Below are 18,604 nucleotides of genomic sequence, written 5' to 3'. Positions count from 1 at the left end.
ACATTATCGTTAATTTTACATGCAGAATTCAATGTTTCATTTTACATCCCATATCATTTTTTAGACATGAAATTTTTCATTGATACCGCCAATCTACAGCAAATCAAGGAAGCCCAGGATTTAGGTGTATTGGACGGCGTAACCACTAACCCCAGCCTGATGGCCAAGGAAGGTATCACGGGCCAGGAAAACATCATCAACCATTACAAGGCCATCTGTGACATCGTCGATGGCGATGTCAGCGCCGAAGTGATCTCTACCGATTTTGACAACATTGTAAAGGAAGGTGAAGCGCTGGCCAAGCTCAACGACAAGATTGTAGTCAAAGTACCGATGATCAAAGACGGCGTGAAAGCCATCAAATATTTCAGCAGCAAGGGCATCAAGACCAATTGCACATTGGTATTCTCTTCCGGACAAGCGTTGCTTGCTGCCAAAGCCGGCGCTACGTATATGTCGCCGTTTATCGGGCGGCTGGATGATATTTCCACCGACGGCCTGGCCCTAATTGAGGACATCCGGTTAATTTATGACAACTACGGGTACGAAACCCAGATATTGGCGGCCTCAATACGCCACGTAACCCATATCATCGAATGCGCCAAAATCGGAGCAGACGTAATGACCGGTCCGTTATCCGCGATATTGGGTCTGCTTAAACACCCACTCACGGACAATGGCCTGGCTCAGTTTTTGGCGGACCACGCCAAGGCCGCCGGGAAATAATGATTTTAAGCGGGCTCACGTACCATCCGTGAGCCCATAATTTGGATAGATGATGCCGACCGTAATTGACAAGAGTCCCACGACAGCAGGCGAAAGGTTCATCCGTTTACTCCGTCAAAATAAACTCAAGGTGACGCAGCCGCGCCTTGGCGTGCTGCATATCGTATCCCAAAAAGATAGCGCCATATCCCAACCCGAACTGGAAAAATTACTGGGCGATACGGTGGACCGCGTGACCTTATACCGCGTATTGGCTACGTTCGAAGAAAAAGGGATCCTCCACAAAATATTCGACCTCCACGGCACCGCTACGTATGCGCTGTGCTCCACGGATTGCGACGAGCACCATCATCACGATGAACACGTACATTTTATCTGTTCGGTATGCAACAGCATCTATTGCCTTGATGACATCAAGCTGCCGAAGATCAACCTTCCTGAAGGCTATCAGCTCAAGTCCATCGGCGTCAATGCCGTAGGCCTCTGCGCCCAATGCAAACTCCTCGAAAAGTAATTTCCTACGCTTTCCTCCTCGATGGTGTGGACCTATCATGTACCGTCGATTTTTAGCTAAAAACACTTATAGATGACTGGCATATGCGTGGCTAAAATATTAGCTTCTGATTTAATAAATCATTGTAAAACAACTATTAAAATCAACGCAACAAACCTAATAGATCATATACACCTATTTAGCCTACTCGGGCCTTTGCTACAGCTACCGATAATAGGTCCGTTAAACTGCCCCCAACGAACCCAATGAGCTAAAATGCACTAGCATATAAGGCTAAAATTTAAGCTAACCATTATTTATAACATTATATATCAATATATAAAATGATTCAAATAAACTAAAATATAAGATATCCATTTAGCCGATCCTCGATTACCTTTGCTTAGTGAAGTATCCATAATTTTTGTACATTAGCTGTGAGATGGTCAGAATTGACTACCTTAGCTATTAACGGATTGAAACGGATAAATAAGCATGCTTGAAACCTTAGACTTGCAGCAAGTACTGGTACTGGACATCGAGACGGCACCCCAAAAGGCTACGTATGATGAATTGCCTCTCCCCTTTCAGGAATTATGGGCACACCGTGTAAAAAACATGCTGCGTGAGGGGGAAGTTCCCGCCGATCTCTATCCCCATGCGGGGCTGTATGCCGAGTTCGGAAAAATCATCTGCCTATCCGTAGGAGCATTCCACCAGCGGCAAGGGAACATGGGATTCCGCCTCAAGTCATTCGCCCAAGCCGAAGAGCAGGATTTATTGGCGGATTTCTCCGCGTTGCTGCACCGGCAGCCAGCAAACCTCATCCTCTGCGGGCATAACAGCAAATGGTTCGATTTTCCATACATTTGCAGGCGAATGCTGATCAACGGACTAACCATCCCTTCGCAATTGGATATATCTGGCAAGAAACCCTGGGAAACCAATCACTTGGACACAATGGAACTGTGGCGCTTCGGCGATGTCCGTAGCAGTGTCTCGCTTAACCTCATGGCAACGGTACTGGGCATCCCTACCCCTAAGGATGACATCAGCGGTGAAGCGGTGTCTCGCGTATATTACGAGGAAAACAATTTGGACCGTATCCGTGTCTATTGTGAAAAAGACGTCATCACCACGGCACAAATCTTGCGAAGGTTGCGCAATGAATCGCTGATTGCCCAAGAGGACATTAGCTTCGCAGAATAATGTAAAAACAGCGGATAACGAATAAGGATCTTACCTTCATATTATTATACATGTCAAACAAAAAAACCAACGCATTCAAACAAATTCTCACCCAGCTTATTTCGGACGTCATCGAGAAGTCTGGCAACACGCCCATGAATTATAAGCAGGTGGCTGCTAAACTCAACCTAGCCGACCCCGAATCGCGCACCGCCATCCTTGACATCCTGCAGGAAGAAGCCCGCATCGGACTATTCAAAGAGGTCGAAAAAGGAAAGTACGCCCTCAAGGAGCTCAAAGCCATCGTCATCGGCCGCGTAGATATGACGGCGGACGGATCGGCATTCATTGTGCCGGAGGATGAGTTTGAGGACGATATCTACATTGGCCCGCGCAAATTGCGGCAGGCGCTGCATGGCGACCGCGTGAAAGTGCACACCTACGAAAAACGCCGGGGCAAACGCAAGGAAGGCGAGGTGGTGGAAATACTCGAACGTGCACGCACCGAATTTACAGGCACGGTCACCATATCGCCCCGATTCGCTTTTTTCATGGCGGACGATCGCAAGATGCTGCATGATATATTCGTGCCACTGGCCGACCTCAACGGTGCACAGGACGGCGAAAAGGTTGTCGTAGCCATTACCGAGTGGCCAGAGGACAGCAAAAACCCGGTCGGCAAAGTCACGCATGTGCTCGGCAAAAAGGGCGAGAACAATACAGAAATGAACGCCATATTGGCCGATTTTGGTTTTCCGTTATCCTTTCCCCAGGCCGTGGAGCACGAAGCCGACGCCTACCCGGCCGAAATACCGCCCGCCGAAATTGCCAAGCGGCGCGACTTCCGCGATACGCTCACATTTACCATCGATCCGGCAGATGCCAAGGATTTTGACGATGCCATTTCCTTCCGGCAATTGCCCAATGGCCATTACGAAATCGGCGTACACATTGCCGATGTAACACATTTCGTGCGGCCCGATTCGCCCTTGGATAAAGAGGCGTTCGAGCGCGGCACATCCGTATACCTCGTCGACCGGGTGATCCCCATGCTGCCTGAGCGGCTTTCCAATGGTTTATGCTCACTGGTGCCCCATGAAGATCGCTTGGTATTTTCGGCCGTGTTCGAAATGGACCGGGAAGCTAACATCATCAGCGATTGGTTTGGTAAGGGCATCATCCACTCTGACAGACGGTTTTCTTACGAGGAGGCACAGGAAATCCTGGATAACAAAACGGGCGAATTCAGTCAGGAATTACTGACACTCAATGAACTCGCCTACATCCTACGCGAGCGCAAATTCAAGCATGGTGCCATTAGTTTCGAGACCACCGAGGTCAAGTTTAACCTCGATGAAAACGGCAAGCCTTTGGGTGTCTATGTGAAAGAGCGTAAGGACGCCCATAAGCTCATTGAAGATTATATGCTGCTGGCCAACAGACGTGTAGCCGAATTCATTGGCAAGCAAGGGAAAGGTGCAAGCAAAAAAACCTTCGTATATCGGGTACATGATGCTCCTAAGGCCGAGAGCATCGCCAGCTTCGCTCAGTTCGCCGCTCGGTTCGGCTACAAGATCAACACCAAATCGGACCGGGAAACCGCCCGTTCGCTAAACGCGCTCATGAAAGGAGTAGAAGGCACCAAGGAGCAGAATGTGCTCACCACGCTCGCCATCCGTTCCATGGCCAAAGCCATCTACAGCACTAAGAAGACCAGCCATTACGGCCTGGCATTTGACTATTATACACATTTCACCTCCCCCATCCGCCGCTACCCGGACGTGATGGTGCATCGCCTGCTGGAGCACTACCTCGCCGGCGGCAATCCGGTCAATGCCGAGGCGTATGAAAAACTCTGCGAGCACTCCTCGCAGATGGAGAAAAAAGCCGCCGACGCCGAACGGGCATCCGTGAAATACAAGCAGGCCGAATTCTTGCAGGACCAAGTGGGCGAAATCTACGCGGGCATCATCTCCGGCGTGACCGAGTGGGGCATGTATGTCGAGATCGAAGAAAACAAATGCGAGGGCATGGTACGCCTGCGCGATATCACGGACGACTTCTACGCATTGGACGAAAAGAACTATGCCATCATCGGCCAGCGCAAGAAAAAGAAATACCAATTGGGCGACGAGGTACAGATCCGGGTGAAAAAAGTGGATCTGGCGAAGCGGCAGATTGATTTTACGTTGGAGTCGTGATGTTTAGTGCTAACGGATAGTCATAATATTTTCTGTATCTTTATCTTCGAAAGCGGGAAAAAGCACAACTTATCTCAAACCATATGCAAGAACCCCCTACCAAACGTCCGTACGCACTGGAATTGGCGGCAAGCCTGGTTTCGCTGGCGCTGATCATAGCCTTGATGTATGTGCTGCAGAGTGTCTTATTGCCGCTCATGTTTTCCATCCTGATTGCTATCTCCCTGTATCCGGTGGCCATCTTTCTGGAGAGGCTACGCTTGGGCAAGGCTTTCTCGGCGTTGCTTGCGGTCATTTTGGCCATTGCGATATTGTCGGGATTGGTTTGGTTCATCATACACCAAGTCATCATCATCGGCCGGGATGGCACCGAGATCCAATCGAAGTTTCTTTCCATTTTTGATACGATACAGTGGTGGCTGTATAACCAGTTTGGGGTGGAGCCAACCGAGGTGGTGGAGCGACTGCGTGAGCAGGCTAACCAAATCCTATCCAATGCTGCATCCTACATCACGGCGGCCTTTGGCTCATTGGGCAATGTATTGGCGGGCGCTGTGCTGGTGCCGTTGTTTTCATTCTTCCTGCTGTATTATCGGGTATTTTTCCGGGAGTTTTTCTTCCGGGCGTTCCGTTCCACACCACAGGAGGTGGTGCATAACACGCTCAACAAAATCTACAGCGTGGTACAAAGCTACTTGCTGGGACTCATCACGGTGATGGGCATCGTGGCTGTGTTGAACACGGCGGGACTACTGATCTTGGGTATTCAATATGCCTGGTTTTTCGGAACGCTGGCATCACTGCTCATGCTGCTCCCGTACATCGGCATCGCCATCGGATCCATCCTACCGGCGCTTTTTGCGCTGGCTACTAAGGACAGCTCGTGGTATGCGTTGGGGGTCATCGCTTGGTTTCAAGTGGTGCAGTTCCTCGAAGGAAACGTCATTACACCTAGCATCGTCGGCGGAAAGGTCAGCATCAACCCACTGATGGCCATTATCTCCATCCTCCTGGGCGGCATGCTTTTCGGCCTTGCCGGCTTGATCCTAGCCCTGCCCCTCACTGCAACAATCAAGGTCCTTTTTGATGCCATCCCCTCGATGAATGCGTTCGGTTTCCTCATCGGTGAGCCGGAAAAATATCATCTCAAACGGTATTCAACGAAAATCCTGCTTAAGCGGTGGAATCTACGCGACCTATTGGAGGCCAGGGAACGGAAAGAAAAAAAGAAGCCCGAACAATAACTTCCATTTGCTGTTATCCTATCACAGTGACCAACGATTGGAGGAATCATGAAAGAGCAGCATATAACAGGCGGCACGCAGGATCAAAGCCGTAAAGGCAATATGGGCAGCACGACTGCCAACAAGGCTTTCGACGACGTGAAGAAGCAAAAGCGGGCGCAGGGATTGCCTAACGCCGGAGGGGTGCGCACGGGACAAACGAAGAAGAATAAATAAGCACCTATAACCTATAAACCGAATCAGGCTTCGAGGTCAGGCACACGATATGCGACAGCGTTGATATTGACCCCGGCGCCGACTGCGGCAAACACAATGGTGCTCGCGTTTTTCAATGAATAATCGGTGATCTTTCCGGAAGCTAAAAGATCATATAAGGTAGGCAACGTAGCCACTGAGCTATTACCCAGCCAAGATATGGTCATGGGCATCACGCCAGCCCGGGCGTGGCTTTGGCCGTATAATCCATATAGCTCTCTCAGTATCGCTTCATCCATTTTATTGTTCGCTTGGTGTATCAATACATTATCCACCTCATCAATGGAGATATTGGCCTTTTCCATGCACGTTTTAATGGCCTCGGGAACGATCTTCAGCGCCTGTTCATAGAGTTTCCGCCCCTGCATTTTCAGAAACAACCGATCGCTGCCATATTCGGGATTGTTGGATTTCCCCATTTTAAGCACAAAGGCAAGGTCATCGGTGTACGATTGCATCGCATGGGCCAACACACCCGCGCGCACTTCGCTCTCCAAGCCTGAGAGGATGATGGCTCCCGCACCATCCGCATAGATCATGCTATCCCGGTCATGCGGATCGCATATCCGTGAGAGCGTTTCCGCGCCGATGACCATAACGTTAGTTGCCTGTCCGGAGCGGATGTAATAATCCGCTTGGATCACACCCTGTAACCAACCGGCGCACCCAAAAATCAGGTCATAGGTCACCGTATTCGGGTTGCTGATCCCCAGCCGGTGTTTGACCTTTGATGCCAGTGCCGGCACAAACTCGCTCCTTGGATTTTGCTCGCGGATATCTCCAAAATTATGGGCTACAATGATATAATCGAGTGCCTCCCTGTCTATTTTTGACGATGCTAACGCATCTTCGGCCGCAAAAAAAGCGATATCGGAAGCAACTAAGTCGTCGGTGACGTATCTTCTTTCCCTGATGCCGGTGATGTGTTCAAATTTACGGATGATTTCTTCGTTATCGGTCGGCAGTTTGACTCCATCCGATCCATAAAAAACATGCCCCCCGAAATCTTCATTCGGTACCTTACGTGTAGGGAGATAGCTGCCACTACCCACGATGATGGTATTTCTATACGTCATATACTCCTATCCCAGCTATGAACAACCCCTAATTAAAATTGTTCGTTTTACTGAAAAATCTACTCAATAAAAAAGGCCGCCCATGTGGACAGCCTTTAAAATATCTAAAGAGGTGTTTATACCACCTTGACATTTACCGCATTCAATCCTTTTTGACCCTGCTCCACGTCATACGAAACCTCGTCATTTTCACGGATACGGTCCGTCACACCGGACGAATGTACAAAAATTTCACGTCCACCGTCATTGGGTGTGATGAATCCGAAACCCTTGGTTTCGTTAAAGAACTTTACTACTCCTGTTGACATTATCTATTAATTTCATGAATAAAACGTAAATGTAAATATAATTTATTGAAAATCAATCATTTTTTTAACACTAATTAAACTAATCTGCGTTTCCGACCTTTGGCGGCATTAACTTGTACACCACAGGTGTGACGACCCGTGACAGTAATGTCGAACTGATCAACCCACCGATCATCACGATGGCCAACGGTGAAATCAACGGATTGCTGGACCACGCGATGGGCAACAGACCGCCTATCGCCGTCAGCGAGGTCAGGATAATGGGCAAGAAACGCATTTCTCCCGCCTTCTCGATGGCCGTATTGAGCTCCATCCCCTCTCGGCGTAACTGGTTGGTAAAGTCTACCAACAGGATGGTGTTTTTCACTTCAATGCCGGCCAATGCAACCAAGCCCACCGTTGCCACGAACGAGAGCGTATTGCCGGTGACCAACAATGCCAGCACGGCCCCGACAATACCCAGCGGGATGACCGATAGCACGATCAACGTGCTTTTCAGTGTCTTGAATTCCAGCACAAGTACGGCGACGAATAAGAATACCGTAATGAGGATGACCGTGCCGAAGCCGCCGAATGACTGTTCACGGCTCTCTACCTCCCCTCCCATTTCGTAATGAAATCCATCAGGCAGCTGCATGGCATCCATCTGCCGGATGACATCCTGTATCACCTCTTCGTTGGTATAGCCGGCATCCACAAAACAATTGACCGATGCCGTACGATCGCGGTTGATGTGATAGATGGCCGGCGGCGATGGTACCATTTTCAACCTGGCCAATTGGCTGAAGGGAATCGCCGTACCCTGCACATTATCCACATACAGCTGATCAAATACCGTGACATTGGGATAGGCTCCGCGGGGCACGCTCAACCGCACGAGGTAGTCGTCATCATCCGACATCGGATCGGTGTAGGTGGTCACGTCGACACCGGCCAGTATCACGCGTACGGTCCGGTCGATGTTGGCACTCGGCACGCCCAATGCAAGCGCCTTATCGCGATCGATATCGACCTGGATATCGGTCTTATCATTGCGCAAGGGATTATTGACATACAGCGCGCCGGGAGTGCGTTCCATCATCGTTTCTACCCGGACGGCCAACTTCTTCAGCGTGTCGAGGTCGTCGCCGAAGAGGCGGACTTCCACCGGGGAAATCACGGGGACGCCCTGTTCAAAATTCTTCACTTCTACCTTGGCGCCGAGATAAGGGGTCCATCGGCGGCGCAGCTGCTCAATAAGCGCCTCCTTCTCTTTTGGTGACGTACCGGGATGCAGCTGCACGAATACCTCGGCAAAATCAGCCCGTTCGTTTACTTGCTCCACGTTGTAATAGATCCGTGGGTTGCCTTTCCCGACGTTGGAAGCGAAATACTGAACTTCAGGTATTTCATTCAGCTCCTTTTCAATTTGCTTGGTGATGCTATCCGTCGTATAAATATTGGCCTGCAAGGGCGCATTGATGCGAATCAAAAACTGAGGCTTCTCGGACACGGGAAACAGGCTGAACCCAATCACCGGAATCAGCGCCAATGCACCCAGGAAAATGGCTACGGCCACCACAACGGTCTGCCATGGACGCCGCAGCGCCCGATCCAGTAATACGGCATATGTGCCGTGGATGACCCGTTGAAGCCAGCGGAGCACGGCATTCCCCTCCGGATTGGCATGCGGCTTCAGCAGACGGCTCGATAAAAAGGGCACCACTAATAACGCCACCAACATCGAAGCGATGACCGAGCCGATGACTGCCATCGGCAAGCTACGGATGAAATCGCCCGCTGCCTCAGGCATGAACATAAGCGGCATAAACGCAATGGCCAGCGTAACGGTGCAGCCTACCACGGCCAAGGCAATCTGGTGAGTGCCTTTGATGGCTGCTTCCACCCGGGAAAAACCTTCGCGCATCCACCGTTCAATGTTTTCGACCACCACGATCGAGTCGTCTACCACCAAGCCCAAGGCGACCACGAAACCCACAATGCTTAACTGGTTCAGCGAATAGCCGAGCATATTGAGCACGATGACCCCCATGGCCAACGAGAGCGGCACGGCGATCATCACAACCATGGATGCCCGCATCCCCAAGGGCAGCAAGGTGATCAGCACCAAACTGACGGCAATCAGGAAGTCGATACCCAAGCCGCTAAGCCGTTTGTTGACGTTGTCGCCCTGGTCGAAGTGCATCACCATATCGATATTGGCGGGCAGCCGCTCCTTGAATCGATCCAGCACCTTTATGTATGCCTCCTGCGTGCGGCTGATGTTTTCTCCCTCCTTCTGCGCGGCGTTGACAAATACTGCACGATGCCCGTTGAGGCGGGCAATGTGCGTCTCGGGTGCAAAATCGGCATATACATCGGCAATATCGCGCAATAAGGTGTTTTTCCCGCCTGCACTGGAGACGATCGTATTCTTGATGCCCTCGATACTTTGGTAGTTGCCGCTGGTCTTGATGCTAAACACCTTGCCCCCTGCCAGCACACTGCCTCCGGGAACATTAGCACCTTCGCTCTGAATGGCCTGCATGACCTGATTAAGCGGAATGCCCAGTTGGGCCAAGCGCGCGGGTTCAACATCCACGCGTACTAGTTGATCCGTCAAGCCGCTCACCCTCACTTCCTTGAGTGCTTTCACCTTCTCCAGTTCCTCTTTCAGGTCATCCGAGACCTCCTTCATCGCCTTGCGGGATGCATTTTCGGAAATCAATGCCACCTGGAGCACATTGACCCCGGTAGGGTTTAATTCTTGCACATCGATGCTGTAAATCTCGTCGGGCAATTGCGGGCGCAATGCGCTCACTTCGCGGATCAGTTCCTGGTACTTATCGTCGTAGTCGGTGCCATGCTCATACTCCACGAACAACACCGCCAGCCCATTGACGATCGTGGTGCGGATACGTTTGATATTGTCGAGGTCATAGAGCTTGCTCTCCATGGGTTTGACCACCAGTTGCTCCATATCCTTGGGATTCGTGCCTGGGTAAATAACCACCACCGGAAAATTAGGCGGCTGCATTTCCGGATCTTCTGCCCTGGGCATGGTTAGGATACTGCTTATGCCGATGGCGATGACCATCAACACCATGATCAGTGTAAACTGATAATTTTTGATGGGATACTTAATCAAGTCCATGGCTGTCTATTTTACCGTGATTGTTGAACCATCGCGCAGGTAGGGACTCCCTGATACGATGAGCGATTTGGACCGCTCCAATCCGCCGGTGACCACCACCTGGTCCTTTTGGATTTCACCTACCTGTACCTGCACCCTTTCGGCTGTTTTGCCGTCATTGGTCACAAAAACATATCCGGTACCCGCATCGCCGTCGAGCAACGCGTCATAAGGGATAAACCAAGCCCCGGTTTGATTTCTAGATTGGATTTCTGCCCGGCCGAACATACCTGAAGCAATGGCCATCGGCTGTTTATCAAGCAGTTTTAAGTAAATCGTAAAGGTGCCCGACTGCGGGTCTATGCCTTCCGACTTGCGGTGTACCACCGCATGCACGGGTGCTCCGGATGCAGCGCCACCGGTCACCGTGGCGCTATCGCCTATCCGGATGGCCGACCACTGCCTGTCGCTCACCCCTACTTTGAGCAACCAGCCATTGCGCCCGGTGCCGCTGACCACCAGCACCGGCGTGCCCGGACCGGCGATCTGTCCCGGATTGGCCGGCCGTTGCAGTACGTAGCCGTCGAATGCGGCGTGGATGCTGGTATGGCCCAGGTTGTAGGCCGCCCGCTGGGCGTCCTGCTTTGCCACCTCCAGTGCCGTCTGGGCGTTTTCCAGCTGTTCGAGTGTAGCCACGCTATCGCGATAAAGCTGCCGGGCGCGCTTATCATCGCGCTCGGCTTTCTCCAGTGCGAGTTGCGATTGCCTAACAGCGGTATTGATTTCAGTGGGTTCCAGCGATGCGAGCAGCTGCCCGCGCTTAAAACCGTCGCCTTCCTTTACGTGGATCTGTTGGATGACTCCGCCGTTCTTGAACGAAAGCACGGTTTCATCATCCGTTGTAAACGTACCGGTAGCCATGATAGCCTGTATGGTATCTTGAGCGGCCAATGGCAAAACCTTAACCGGAATGGCTTCTTCCCGAGCCAAGCCGTCGGCGGCGGGCTGCCGATGCCCGCAGGCCCCCGCCGTCATTAGCAGGGCGATCGCTACGCTGATGTGGGTGAACTTATTCATGTCCATTGTTGATGATATTATTGGGTAAGCGGATAACTTGCATGTTCGCGTTCGAGTGCGGCAGCTGCCGAAAGCACCTGATAGGTATTGATCGACACGGCCATCTTGGCCGAGGTGTACTGACTGCGGGCATCCACCGTCTCGATATAACTGTTCGAACCGGCCTGATACCCCTTCGTGATGAGCCGCTGATAGGCCTGTGCGGCTTCCAGTTGGGCTTTAGCGGCTCGATAGTTCTGCAAGGCCGATTGCAGGTTGTGGTAAGCCACCGAACTCGCCAACTGCAGCTGTTGCCGCGCTTGCAGCAATTGCAGGTTGGCATCTTCTACATCCAAGCGAGATTGCTGGATGCTATATTTATTCCGGTTGCCGTTGAAAATGGGGAGCTCCAGTTGCAGTCCCGCCATGTAGTAACGTGTCTGGTCGTTGAAGCGGAAACCTTCCGATTGGGAGCCCAGGTCAAGGAAGGCATTCAACTTGGGTATGGCGAACTGCTTATTCATCTTGAGCGCGGTCTCCTGTATGCCTATTGCCGTTGTCAGCGCCTTCACCTCCTCCCGCTGTTCCAGCGACACCGTATCGCCCCGCAACGCATCTGCCACCTGCAGCAAGGCAGCGTCTCGGTTGAATGCCGAGTCGACAGGCGCGTCTTCTGGCCGGTTGAGCAAGCTATTGAAATGCAGCCGGGCGTTTCGCGCCGCTAATTCCGCTTCATTTAATTTCGCCTGAGCCGCCGCCACCTCACTATTGGAGCGGAGCACATAGGCCGGGAGTCCTTTGCCGTATTCCACCAATTTTTCATTGGTTCGCTTCCCCTCGTTGGCCAGGTCCAGGGCCGAGCGGTTAATATCGACGATCTGTATGGCGCTCAAGTAATTAAAATAGGCCGTCTTAATCTCCTTGACCAACTCACGCTTATAGGCTTCGACCTCCAATTGGGTCAAGCGCACCCGCTGCTCGTTGATGCGCTTGTTGTGCCCGATATCCGTATTGATGATCGGCAGCGTCGTACGGATGTGCGCATCATAATAGTTTCTGGGCAGGAAATTGATGGTTTCGTTCTCAATTTGCGGAAAAGCATCCGATTGCGTGAGCTGGTTGAGTGTGCGGTATACCGGATTGAGCATGTCGCCTATGGGCAGCGGAATATTTCGGCCGCCATCCGCCGTCTGGTAACTGGCCTGCACGTTGACCGAAGGCAGAAACATACTTTTAGCGGTTTTCAGGGCATAGTCCGCCCGTTGCAGTGAGATATTGCGTTGCCTTAGCACCAGGTTGCTTTCCAGCCCCTCTTGGATGTAGCCGGTCAATGCATCTTGCGCCATGGCATTTCCGGTATAGCCCGTGACCCCGATGATTCCGACCAGTATAGCCAAGTTAATTAATACCGTTCTCATTATTAACAGTGTTTATTACTAGATAAAAAAAATCATTTCAATCCGTCAAGCAAGCGGATATATGCCTGAAAAATGCTTTCCAACAGGTCGTCCTGCTCCGGCAGGGCATAGTCACCGCACTTCTCGGCAAGGTGCTTAAAATGGCCGGTGATGTGCAGCGAGCATAATCCATGCACCACACTCCACGAAAGCATAGCCATTTGCGCGGTATCCATGCCCGCAAAATGACCGGATTCCTTGCAGGCAGCCACCGTTTGCATCAGTCCGTCGAAAACCCGTTTACCCTCTGGCCACTCCTCTTCTGGATGGTGTGCCTGAAGGTATTCCATCGGCTCCTTCATAATGAACATCAGTTCATAGAAGTCGGGGTGAGCCAATGCGAACTGAATGTAGGCCCGTCCCATCACTTTCAGCCGTTCAAAGGGGTCTTCCACGTCATTCAGTATAGCCAGCCGCTCCCGCATGAGACTGAAACCTTCTTGATGAAGCGCATAAGCGATGTCGGTCTTATCCTTATAGTATAAGTAAATCGTCGTGGGACTGAATTCGATTTCTGCTGCGATCTTCCTGATGGATGTGGCTTCGTAGCCCTCTTTGACAAACAATGTCTTAGCCGCCTCCAGGATGCGGGCTTTGAGGTCTTCTTTGTGACGTTCTTTTCGTTCTTTGATACCCATAGCTGATATTAACGGAACAAAGTTAATTAACAGTGTTAAGTAAAGCAAGGGAAATGTTATTTTTTTATCAAAAGACAATTCAGCAATTACGCGGACTTGCTATTATCAACCAAGATTAAGAATATTATTCATAATAGTTCGTCAATATTTGAATATTATTCTTATAAGTTGTAATTTTGCGGAATAATGAACGAAATAACATATCACCTGGATCAGGTCGACTATCAGATTTTGCGACTCATGCAGGACAATGCGCGTATTAACAATGCTGATATTGCCCGGGAACTGGGAATGGCCCCCTCTGCGATTTTGGAGCGCGTAAAGAAATTAGAGCAGAAGGATGTCATTTTGCAATACCATGCAAAGATCAATCCCGTTGCATTGGGTCAGAAGCTGCTATCTTTCATCTTCATCCGGGCGGCCGACGGCATTGGATGCGCCACCACGGGACTGGCGCTGGCCGCCATCCCCGAAGTGCAGGAGGTACATGATATTGCCGGTGATGATGGCTACCTTGTGAAAGTGCGGACGGCTGATGCCGCGGCGCTGGTAGAGCTGATGCGCAACTCATTTGCCAAAATACCCGACATTATCTCTACCCGTACTACCATCGTATTGGAAACGGTAAAGGAAGAGCAGAAACTGGTGATACCCAATGGTGAGTAAAGAACATATGCAAACAGTAGATAAACATTTCCGACTTAAAGTCATGTTAGCTTTTGCGATGATTTACATCGTATGGGGGTCTACCTTCTTTTTTATCCACCGGGCATTGGTTGGGTTCGGACCCTTTTTGCTGGGTGCCGTCCGGTTCGCTACCGCCGGGTTGCTGCTGCTGGCCTGGTGCCGATACAAAGGTTACCGGATCGTCAATCAGCACACCATCGTCCGGGCGGGTCTGATGGGACTGTTGTTGCTTTATATCGACAATGGCATCATCATCTGGGTCGAACAATTCATGCCCAGCGGCATCGTCGCCATTATGTCGGCCTCGGCAGCCATCTGGTTCATCATCCTTGATAAACCGAAGTGGAAGGAAAATTTCAGTAACCTACCCACCATCATCGGGCTTTTTATGGGATTTCTGGGTGTTGTGATGCTATTTGGCGACCGCGTGGCACAGGCCATGGATGCATCGCAGCGGCAAAGCAACATCATGGGCATGGTCCTGCTGTTATTCGGCACACTTGCGTGGACTATTGGCTCCCTTTATTCCAAATATTATGGAAAACCGCGAGCCGAGGAAGAGAATAGCATGGTCAGCACCGCCTGGCAAATGCTGCTCGCGGGCGCGGCATTTGCCATCACTGCCGGAGTCCGCGGCGAGGTCAGCACGTTTCAACTTGATGACGTACCGGCATCGGCATGGTGGGCGATCACCTACCTCATTCTATTTGGCTCTATCGGAGCGTACAGCTCTTATATATGGCTCCTCCAAGTACGTCCTGCCACGCAGGTAAGCACGCACACATACGTCAATCCCATTGTCGCCGTGTTGCTGGGTTCGCTTTTCGCAAACGAAACGGTGACGTACTCACAGCTCATCGGCTTGCTGATCGTGCTATCCAGCGTATTGCTGATCAATTGGGATACATATAACCTGTCAGCCATCTTTTCGAGGCGAACGCGATATAAACGCCTCCGTGAAAAAGCGCGAATCCGCGCAACCATCCGTGCTTCCATACCATCCGCACCCGATGGGCGGACGAAAGCAGCGTCGGCAGACAGCATTTAACAATAACTTTTTCCTGATTTCATCAGCGTTGGTTACCTTTACAGCACCTGTTAGACATGGACTGCCGGACAGGTGAGTTAACACCGCATCATGAAGCACTTCAATGTCAAAAATATCCTATTCGTCGCGTTAGCCGCATCATCGATCCTCGCCTCCTCGTGCCACCGGTATTTTTCGAATGCGCGCAATGCGTACACCGAGCATCAGATCGACAGCAGCATTGCACCCTCCCCAGCCTATCTCCAGTATTACGCACCGTACAAACAGCAGCTGGAAGCCGAGATGAACCGGGTGATCGGCCATACCGACGTGAGCCTCACCCAGCCGGGAAAACCACCCGAAACATTGCTCGGCAACTTCTTTGCCGATGCATTGCTCGCAGAAGGACGCAAGCTGCATCCCGATGCCGAATTTTCCTTCGGCACCAAGGGTGGCCTGCGGATCGAGTTACAAAAGGGCGATATCACGATCGGTCACCTCTTTGAGCTCATGCCATTCGAGAATGAGCTGGTGTTGCTGGAACTTTCCGGCGAACGTGTACAGCAGCTGGCTCAATTCATCGCCAGCAAAAACGGACAGCCCGTCGCCGGGATGCGGATGACGATCAAAAACGGGCAGCCCACTAACATTCAGGTTGCGGGGGCACCCCTGGATACCTCACGCACCTATAAGCTAATCACCTATGACTACCTGGCCAACGGCGGCGACAATGCCCTTGGGCTGGACAATCCTGTAAAACGTGTCAACCTGGGTAAAAAGGTCCGCGAAGCATTGATTGACTACGTAAGCCAGCATACCCAAGAAGGCAAACATATAAACACGCAACTCGATGGAAGAATTACCGGCAATTAACAGACGCCATTTCCTAAAACAGGCAGGCACATTCGCCGCGTTTTCGGCCATGGGGGGTATGCCCCTATCGGCGATAGCTGATGACCACATCTCCCTGACCATCTTGCATACCAACGATGTGCATAGCCGCATCGAGCCGTTCCCGATGGATGGCTCACGCAACCAGGGCTTAGGCGGCGTAGCCCGCCGAGCCACGTTGGTAGAAACCATCCGGCGCGAAACCCGCAATGTGCTGCTGCTTGATGCCGGGGACACCGTGCAGGGTACCCCCTATTTCAATCTGTTTGGCGGCAAGGTCGAACTTGAACTCATGAGCAAGATGAAGTATGATGCCAGCACGTTCGGCAACCATGAATTTGACAACGGACTGGAGGGGTTGGCGAAGATGCTTCCTTATGCGAACTTCCCCTTCATCACGACCAACTACGACTTCAACGATACCATCCTGAAAGGCAAGACCCGTGACTACATCATTTTCAAGAAACAGGGACTCCGGATTGGCGTGTTCGGACTGGGCATCCAATTGGATGGCTTGGTAGACCCCACCCTTTGTCAGGGTGTACGTTATCTGGACCCCATTGACATCGCGAATACCATGGCTGCTCGGCTTAAGCATGATTACCAGTGCAGCTTGGTTGTCTGTCTCTCGCATTTGGGATATCGATATGACGGCGATAAGGTGTCCGACCGAATATTGGCCGCCAATACGCGCAACATTGACCTCATCATTGGCGGACATACCCACACCTTTATGCCCGCGCCCGAGGATATCCGCAATCTTGATGGCGACGTGACCACCGTCAATCAGGTGGGATTTGGTGGCATCAACCTCGGTCGCCTGGACTATGTCTTCGAGCGCCAGTCCGGGAAGAAAAAGCGCATGACCGCTAGCAGGTATGAAATTTCGGAGCGTGTGTTCCTCGCAAAGAACGCTAGGGATCCGCAAAGAACGCCAAAAATTATATAGGTACTAAACCCCGACTTAACCAAGATCTGTGGTCTTTGCTTGAATAACGTTGCGACCTCAGTGTGAACCAACGTTCATGAAAACATTTTTGCGCTTATACATCGATTCATACCGGGGGCTGTCGCAGCCGGCTTGGATGTTGGCGTTGGTCATGCTGGTCAACCGTACCGGCGCCATGGTGCTGCCTTTCCTGGGCATCTACATGACCCAGGCCCTCGGCTTCACCATCAAGGAGGTGGGCGTTGTGCTCGCCTGTTTCGGTCTGGGAGCGGTTACGGGCTCATGGCTAGGCGGATGGTCGACCGACCGCTTCGGCAATTTCTGGGTGCAGACCTTGAGTTTGTTGCTTTCCGTTCCGCTGTTTCTCCTGATACCCCTATTTACTTCGGTGCCGACACTTGCCATGGCGATATACATTCTCAGCGTCGTGACCGAGTCGTTCCGTCCGGCCAACTCCGTTTCGGTGGCCCGGTATGCGCGGCCCGAAAACATTACGAGAGCCTTTTCGCTCAACCGCATGGCCATTAACCTCGGTTTTTCCATCGGTCCGGCATTGGGCGGCTTTCTGGCGTCCCTTTCCTACAACTGGATATTCTATGGAAACGCCTTGGGGGCTTTCGCTGCCAGCATGATTTTTATCCTGTTTTTCTACAGACGAAAAGGAACGATCAGGGTCGAGCCGACGGGCGTGGCCGATGTGCCTATTGATCCGCCGAGGTCTCCCTACCGCGATTGGGCGTTCCTTCTGTTTAGCCTCCTGTGTTGCATCTATGCCATTTGCTTTTTCCAATTACTGAGCACCCTGCCCCTATTCTACCAAAAGACCCATGCCCTGGATGAGCAGCAGGTTGGTATCATCTTGGGGTTCAGTGGTTTTGTGGTAGTGGTGTTTGAAATGTTGCTCGTACACATCGCGGAACGGCGGTTTTCCTATGCCAGCAGTATCTTTTGGGGTACCCTGCTCTGCGCCTTATCCTTTGGTCTGCTACCCATACCCACCGGCTATTGGATATTGTATGTTTCCATATTCCTGCTGAGCATCTCCGAGATACTGGCGATGCCATTCATGGCTTCCGTGGCCGTGAAACGTGCTTCAAGGCAAAGTCAAGGCGCTTATATGGGACTCAACGCACTCGCTTTTTCAGCAGCCCATATCTTCTCACCCTTTCTGGGTACCCGGATAGCTGATGCCCATGGTTTCACGGTACTTTGGATGGTTACGGCGGTGATACTTGTCGGTGTATCGGCGGGGCTTTACATGGTCGTCAAAAAAATGTGAGATGCCACACGCGGTCA

Annotated in this window: 17 protein-coding genes; 11 read left to right on the top strand and 6 right to left on the bottom strand. The window is 51.5% G+C overall.

Going from position 1 to position 18,604, the window contains the following annotated elements; genetic code table 11:
* Positions 1–66 precede the first annotated feature (66 nt).
* The 6 genes from fsa to ACMGDE_RS07405 all read left to right on the top strand — a co-directional run bounded on the left by fsa (position 67) and on the right by ACMGDE_RS07405 (position 6,068).
* The gene (fsa, locus tag ACMGDE_RS07430) at positions 67–726 is read left to right on the top strand and encodes a fructose-6-phosphate aldolase (protein WP_436832142.1); all 660 of its coding nucleotides are present in this window, start codon (positions 67–69) and stop codon (positions 724–726) included.
* A 52-nt stretch (positions 727–778) separates the two neighbouring features.
* Positions 779–1,240, top strand: a complete 462-nt coding sequence (locus ACMGDE_RS07425) for a Fur family transcriptional regulator (protein WP_436832141.1) — start codon at positions 779–781, stop codon at positions 1,238–1,240.
* 474 nt (positions 1,241–1,714) lie between these two features.
* Positions 1,715–2,428, top strand: a complete 714-nt coding sequence (locus tag ACMGDE_RS07420; protein ID WP_436832140.1) for a 3'-5' exonuclease — start codon at positions 1,715–1,717, stop codon at positions 2,426–2,428.
* 50 nt (positions 2,429–2,478) lie between these two features.
* Positions 2,479–4,608 (top strand): ribonuclease R, encoded by a 2,130-nt coding sequence (gene rnr, locus ACMGDE_RS07415; RefSeq protein ID WP_436832139.1) that lies wholly within the window; start codon positions 2,479–2,481, stop codon positions 4,606–4,608.
* An 83-nt stretch (positions 4,609–4,691) separates the two neighbouring features.
* Entirely contained in the window at positions 4,692–5,852 is a 1,161-nt protein-coding gene (locus ACMGDE_RS07410; protein ID WP_436832138.1) for an AI-2E family transporter, read from the top strand.
* Positions 5,853–5,900: 48 nt separating this feature from the next.
* A complete protein-coding gene (locus tag ACMGDE_RS07405) occupies positions 5,901–6,068 on the top strand; it encodes a hypothetical protein (RefSeq protein ID WP_436832137.1) in 168 nt (55 codons plus the stop codon).
* 23 nt (positions 6,069–6,091) lie between these two features.
* Here the strand turns inward: ACMGDE_RS07405 and ACMGDE_RS07400 are convergent, their stop codons facing one another.
* The 6 genes from ACMGDE_RS07400 to ACMGDE_RS07375 all read right to left on the bottom strand — a co-directional run bounded on the left by ACMGDE_RS07400 (position 6,092) and on the right by ACMGDE_RS07375 (position 13,754).
* Complete coding sequence (locus ACMGDE_RS07400) at positions 6,092–7,183, bottom strand: 3-oxoacyl-ACP synthase III family protein (RefSeq protein ID WP_436832136.1); 1,092 nt, start codon at positions 7,181–7,183, stop codon at positions 6,092–6,094.
* Between the two features lie 116 nt (positions 7,184–7,299).
* A complete protein-coding gene (locus tag ACMGDE_RS07395) occupies positions 7,300–7,491 on the bottom strand; it encodes a cold-shock protein (RefSeq protein ID WP_436832135.1) in 192 nt (63 codons plus the stop codon).
* A gap of 79 nt (positions 7,492–7,570) precedes the next feature.
* Positions 7,571–10,624 (bottom strand): efflux RND transporter permease subunit, encoded by a 3,054-nt coding sequence (locus ACMGDE_RS07390; protein ID WP_436832134.1) that lies wholly within the window; start codon positions 10,622–10,624, stop codon positions 7,571–7,573.
* A 6-nt stretch (positions 10,625–10,630) separates the two neighbouring features.
* A complete protein-coding gene (locus tag ACMGDE_RS07385; RefSeq protein WP_436832133.1) occupies positions 10,631–11,686 on the bottom strand; it encodes an efflux RND transporter periplasmic adaptor subunit in 1,056 nt (351 codons plus the stop codon).
* An 11-nt stretch (positions 11,687–11,697) separates the two neighbouring features.
* On the bottom strand, positions 11,698–13,077 hold the full coding sequence (locus ACMGDE_RS07380; protein WP_436832132.1) for a TolC family protein: 1,380 nt from the start codon (positions 13,075–13,077) through the stop codon (positions 11,698–11,700).
* A gap of 32 nt (positions 13,078–13,109) precedes the next feature.
* Positions 13,110–13,754, bottom strand: coding sequence for a TetR/AcrR family transcriptional regulator (locus ACMGDE_RS07375; protein ID WP_436832131.1), 645 nt, complete (start codon positions 13,752–13,754; stop codon positions 13,110–13,112).
* 186 nt (positions 13,755–13,940) lie between these two features.
* Between ACMGDE_RS07375 and ACMGDE_RS07370 the strand changes: the two genes are divergently transcribed.
* The 5 genes from ACMGDE_RS07370 to ACMGDE_RS07350 all read left to right on the top strand — a co-directional run bounded on the left by ACMGDE_RS07370 (position 13,941) and on the right by ACMGDE_RS07350 (position 18,587).
* Positions 13,941–14,420: an Lrp/AsnC family transcriptional regulator gene (locus ACMGDE_RS07370; RefSeq protein ID WP_436832130.1), complete on the top strand. Its 480-nt coding sequence runs from the start codon at positions 13,941–13,943 to the stop codon at positions 14,418–14,420.
* Between the two features lie 43 nt (positions 14,421–14,463).
* Positions 14,464–15,489, top strand: a complete 1,026-nt coding sequence (locus ACMGDE_RS07365; RefSeq protein ID WP_436832129.1) for an EamA family transporter — start codon at positions 14,464–14,466, stop codon at positions 15,487–15,489.
* Positions 15,490–15,579: 90 nt separating this feature from the next.
* Complete coding sequence (locus ACMGDE_RS07360; RefSeq protein WP_436832128.1) at positions 15,580–16,341, top strand: 5'-nucleotidase C-terminal domain-containing protein; 762 nt, start codon at positions 15,580–15,582, stop codon at positions 16,339–16,341.
* The gene (locus ACMGDE_RS07355) at positions 16,319–17,308 is read left to right on the top strand and encodes a bifunctional metallophosphatase/5'-nucleotidase (RefSeq protein ID WP_436832127.1); all 990 of its coding nucleotides are present in this window, start codon (positions 16,319–16,321) and stop codon (positions 17,306–17,308) included. Before ACMGDE_RS07360 ends, ACMGDE_RS07355 begins: the two co-directional genes overlap by 23 nt.
* A 76-nt stretch (positions 17,309–17,384) precedes the next feature.
* Positions 17,385–18,587, top strand: coding sequence for an MFS transporter (locus ACMGDE_RS07350; protein WP_436832126.1), 1,203 nt, complete (start codon positions 17,385–17,387; stop codon positions 18,585–18,587).
* Positions 18,588–18,604 lie beyond the last annotated feature (17 nt).

The organism is Parapedobacter brassicae (assembly GCF_051400755.1).
Lineage (GTDB): Bacteria > Bacteroidota > Bacteroidia > Sphingobacteriales > Sphingobacteriaceae > Parapedobacter.
Note: the sequence above shows the minus strand (reverse complement) of the source record. Positions and strands in the feature narration are given on the sequence as shown.